General features: G+C 33.0%; 5 protein-coding genes. All 5 read right to left on the reverse strand.

The window, feature by feature from the left end; genetic code table 11:
• On the reverse strand, window positions 1-192 hold a 192-nt coding region (locus tag DB895_RS14335; protein WP_133242688.1), incomplete at its 3' end, for a hypothetical protein.
• Between the two features lie 28 nt (window positions 193-220).
• Window positions 221-1,171 (reverse strand): replication initiation protein, encoded by a 951-nt coding sequence (locus DB895_RS13970; RefSeq protein WP_116725974.1) that lies wholly within the window; start codon window positions 1,169-1,171, stop codon window positions 221-223.
• A gap of 441 nt (window positions 1,172-1,612) precedes the next feature.
• A complete protein-coding gene (locus tag DB895_RS13980) occupies window positions 1,613-2,557 on the reverse strand; it encodes a plasmid recombination protein (protein ID WP_116725976.1) in 945 nt (314 codons plus the stop codon).
• A gap of 309 nt (window positions 2,558-2,866) precedes the next feature.
• On the reverse strand, window positions 2,867-3,148 hold the full coding sequence (locus DB895_RS13985; RefSeq protein ID WP_116725977.1) for a Txe/YoeB family addiction module toxin: 282 nt from the start codon (window positions 3,146-3,148) through the stop codon (window positions 2,867-2,869).
• A complete protein-coding gene (locus DB895_RS13990) occupies window positions 3,124-3,333 on the reverse strand; it encodes a DUF2683 family protein (RefSeq protein WP_116725978.1) in 210 nt (69 codons plus the stop codon). The genes DB895_RS13985 and DB895_RS13990 overlap by 25 nt, the downstream gene beginning before the upstream one ends.
• Between the last annotated feature and the right edge of the window lie 183 nt (window positions 3,334-3,516).

The raw sequence follows: 3,516 nt of genomic DNA on the forward strand, positions 1-3,516 counted from the left end.
AACGGGATATTCAGATAATCGTTTATGAAATTCCTGATATTCTTCTTTAGTAAATTCCTCGACAACCGTATTGGATTCACTCTCTAGATATTCAGATTTTAATACCTCTAGCATCTTTTCAGATACTTGATATGCCCCTTTTTCCATAGAGAAATAGCTTTTTAGATACCTCTCGACAGTTCTGTCGGACACCCCTAAGATTTCAGCAACGTCTTTAAGTTTATACATAGCCTTTTTTCTTAAAAATACCAGCCAAATAAGCGGGCTTGTCGGCTATTACTTTCCCCTTTTGGATAGCTTCTAAAAGGTTGTTTTTTTCTTCTACAAATTGCTTCCAATATTTAACCGCCCACAATTCCGCTAAATCGTCCCGAATACCTATAGCCTGTATATTTGCAATCTTCTGGAGAAGTTCACCGTTTTTCTTTTGCTTTTCCAAATCAACATTAAAATCAATTTCCATCTGCAGTTTAGGTTTTGCGAAACCACAAAAAAGCTTTATTGTATCAAAAGAACGCCCTTTAACTTTTAATAATTCATAATCAAAAACAATATCGGTATGTTCGTTTATTTGCCTTTTTGCTATGTCTAAAACTTGCTTTTTAAACATAGTAATCTCAGAATACTGTTCTTTTTCTTTCCCTTTAGGGTCTTTTAACCCTAACATTTCTTTGAGTTCCCCGATGCTATAAGTATGCCCTCCAGTACCACGCCATTGACAAGCTAAAGAATACAATCTTTTAGCGTGTTTTGAAGTGCAGGACAGCACCGATTTTAATTCTAAAAGGGTATAATTATTTTTCAACTCGAAGAAGTAAGGGCGAGCGGGTTCGTTTATAACCATATCAAAACTGCCAGTCCCATCTAAATATTTAATTTCCGAAAATAAAACTATTTGTCGCAGTCCGTCCTCTTCCTCAATCTTAAAAACCCTAGACATCATTTCTTCGTTTGACTCTAATAGTTGTTGATAGTTCCATTTACGACTCGTAATCAATTCTATATCTTTAACCCTTATACTATAACGTTTTTTAGGAGCGTCAGTATCTTCAATACAAGCCAACAACATAAATAAAACATCCAATTGACAAGCTGAATAATCAGTACGGCCAGAAGTAATTGTATTATGTTGCTTAATTTTCTTCTCAGGGGTAGTTTTTTGTAGTTCCATAAAGCAAATATAGCAAAACGAACTAAAAAAAATAACATTATTTTTAGATAATTATTTTTCGCTTATAAAAAGTTCGTTTTCGCTTATAAAAAGTTCGTTTTCGCTTATAAAAAGTTCGTTTTCGCTTATAAAAAGTTCGTTTTCGACTACCTTAACCACTGTTTTTACTGGGCTTCCCGAATGCCTAAATTATTTAAATCTTTTTAAAGTTTTTAAACAGTAGCGTGTGCGAGGAAATTTGTCTTGTTTTTTTGGTATTTTATTTGGTTGGAGTGGAGAAAAATTTTCAACTGAAAAAAAACAAAAGGGGAAAAATAGCTGGAATGAAAAGAAAACAAAAAAACAAAATTTGAAGCTAGGAGAAGAAACACCAGGGCCCGGGCGATTTTTTCGTAATATGTTGATAGCTAAATAGTTATGTATTTTTAAAGACGCTGTTTTTCATCTACTTGGACGATGCCCTCTATTTTTCTTTTCCCCACTTTTTTCTTCAGCTGAAGTTTTTCCATGAAAAATATCCGGATTATCTCTAGTGCCTTTTAATTTCCATAGATTTTTCTTTTCAGAATGACGCCTATCCTCTTCTTTTTTCAGCTCTACCTCTTTTAAAGCCAAAATTCGTTGTTTTTCTAAAATCTGACCCTGAACTATGTTTTTAGCAATATCATCGCCCAAAGAGGCTAAAACAGTTCTTAATTCGCCTATTTCGTGATTAGTTTGTTCGACATACTCTTTTGTTTGATTTTCAACTAAAGTGCCTCGAAACAATTCCAAGCCAAACTTTTTACCTCCATCATAGCGTTGCGTTAGATGTTCAAAATAATCATTTTGCAAACCCCTTAATTTTTCCCTACCACCAGTATAATCTCTTGTATTTAGACGACTTTCAGTTCGCTCTCCAGAACCTTTTGTGTTTTTCCACTTTACTGTTTTCTTCTCGATCGGCACTACAATTATATGCACATGTGGGTTGCTTTCGTCTAAATGAGAATAAACCGCAACAACAGAATCTTTACCGTGTCTTCTCTCGAGCCATTGCTTTGTATTACTGACAAATCCATCAAAATTGTAATTGTCCCACGCTTTTTTGTCATTGATTCCAACAACGTATTCAATGGCTAAATTGGAATTTGATTTTATCCCTTTAACCTCATTAATTTTAAGTCTTTCTTCTATAGCTTCAGCTAGAGTAGTTTCTTTTTTTCCTAGATAATCTTCATGATTTTCTAAAATATATTCTGCTTTGATAAAATTATCATTCCGTTTTTCCAAAGGAACATTCAAAGGATATTGCTCTTTGGCTTCATAACGCCTGGCGTTATGAATATCGGTGCTGCTAATATCTGCAGCGGATAAATTTCTTGCTCTGATTAATCCAAATGCCATAGTCGTGATTTTTAAAAGTTATTCCTGGCGCAGCCGAAAGCCTCGCAGAGTTCCCTCTGAAAAGAGCCCAGCACAAAGCCTAACATACCGATAGGGATGTGGCTTTGTATAGCGGGTACATATACAAAGCTAAAAAGGCTTATTTTATTCACCAAACTTAATACTTTTCCCCTTTTGTTTTTTTATCAAAAAGGAAAAAATATTTTAAAATTATAAGAAACAAAAAATAGGATTAAAAAGGCAACTGTGACACCCTTTACACATTATTAAATTTCCCGAAAATAATACTTCTTTCTTCCTCCCTTTAGTTTATTTATCTCCGTAATGACTAGATAATTCAATGATAGAAACTAAAACAAGTTCTTCACTAATCTCATAAATCATCCTATCTTTTTTGTTTATTTTTCTGCTCCAATAACCTGTTAGTTGATATTTCAAAGCCTCGGGTTCTCCAATTGCTGTTTTTGGATGTTCTTCTAATTCTAATAGAATTTTTTCTAATTTTTTTATAGTTGCTTTATCTCCAGATTTATATATTTTTCGGAGTTGATCTTTAGCAATATCTTCTATTTGAATCCTAAACTTCCCCATACATCAGTAGTATCTATTGTTGTGAAATTGCCGTCTTTTCTCTTATTTAAAATTCTATTTACAAATTCAGGATTGTATGGTGTTTCTTCTTCTTTTGTTTCAAAAAGCATCCCCATTTCCTTTGCCAATTTTTTTAAAAGAGACAATTGGGTTTTATTTTTAGGGTGTAATATAATTGCTTCCATAGTGTTATAATTTTTACAAAGTTAGTTTATTTTCTCATTTTTTGAGAATCAAAAAGGGAAGCTATTTTCTTCTAGTTGTTTTTGCAGAAGGTCACCCAACCTTATAGCTTCTTCTTTTTTATTTACTTTTTTTTGCCCTGTAGATTTATAGCTTTTATAGCTACTATATTCAGAAAAAGGATT

The sequence above is a fragment of the Flavobacterium psychrotolerans genome, assembly GCF_003097635.1.
GTDB lineage: Bacteria > Bacteroidota > Bacteroidia > Flavobacteriales > Flavobacteriaceae > Flavobacterium > Flavobacterium psychrotolerans.

What these genes read in the sequence shown, in the direction of transcription:
- DB895_RS13970 (WP_116725974.1), bottom strand. Translation starts at nt 1,171, where the DNA reads ATGGAACTACAAAAAACTACCCCTGAGAAGAAAATTAAGCAACATAAT.
- DB895_RS13980 (WP_116725976.1), bottom strand. Translation starts at nt 2,557, where the DNA reads ATGGCATTTGGATTAATCAGAGCAAGAAATTTATCCGCTGCAGATATT.
- DB895_RS13985 (WP_116725977.1), bottom strand. Translation starts at nt 3,148, where the DNA reads ATGGGGAAGTTTAGGATTCAAATAGAAGATATTGCTAAAGATCAACTC.
- DB895_RS13990 (WP_116725978.1), bottom strand. Translation starts at nt 3,333, where the DNA reads ATGGAAGCAATTATATTACACCCTAAAAATAAAACCCAATTGTCTCTT.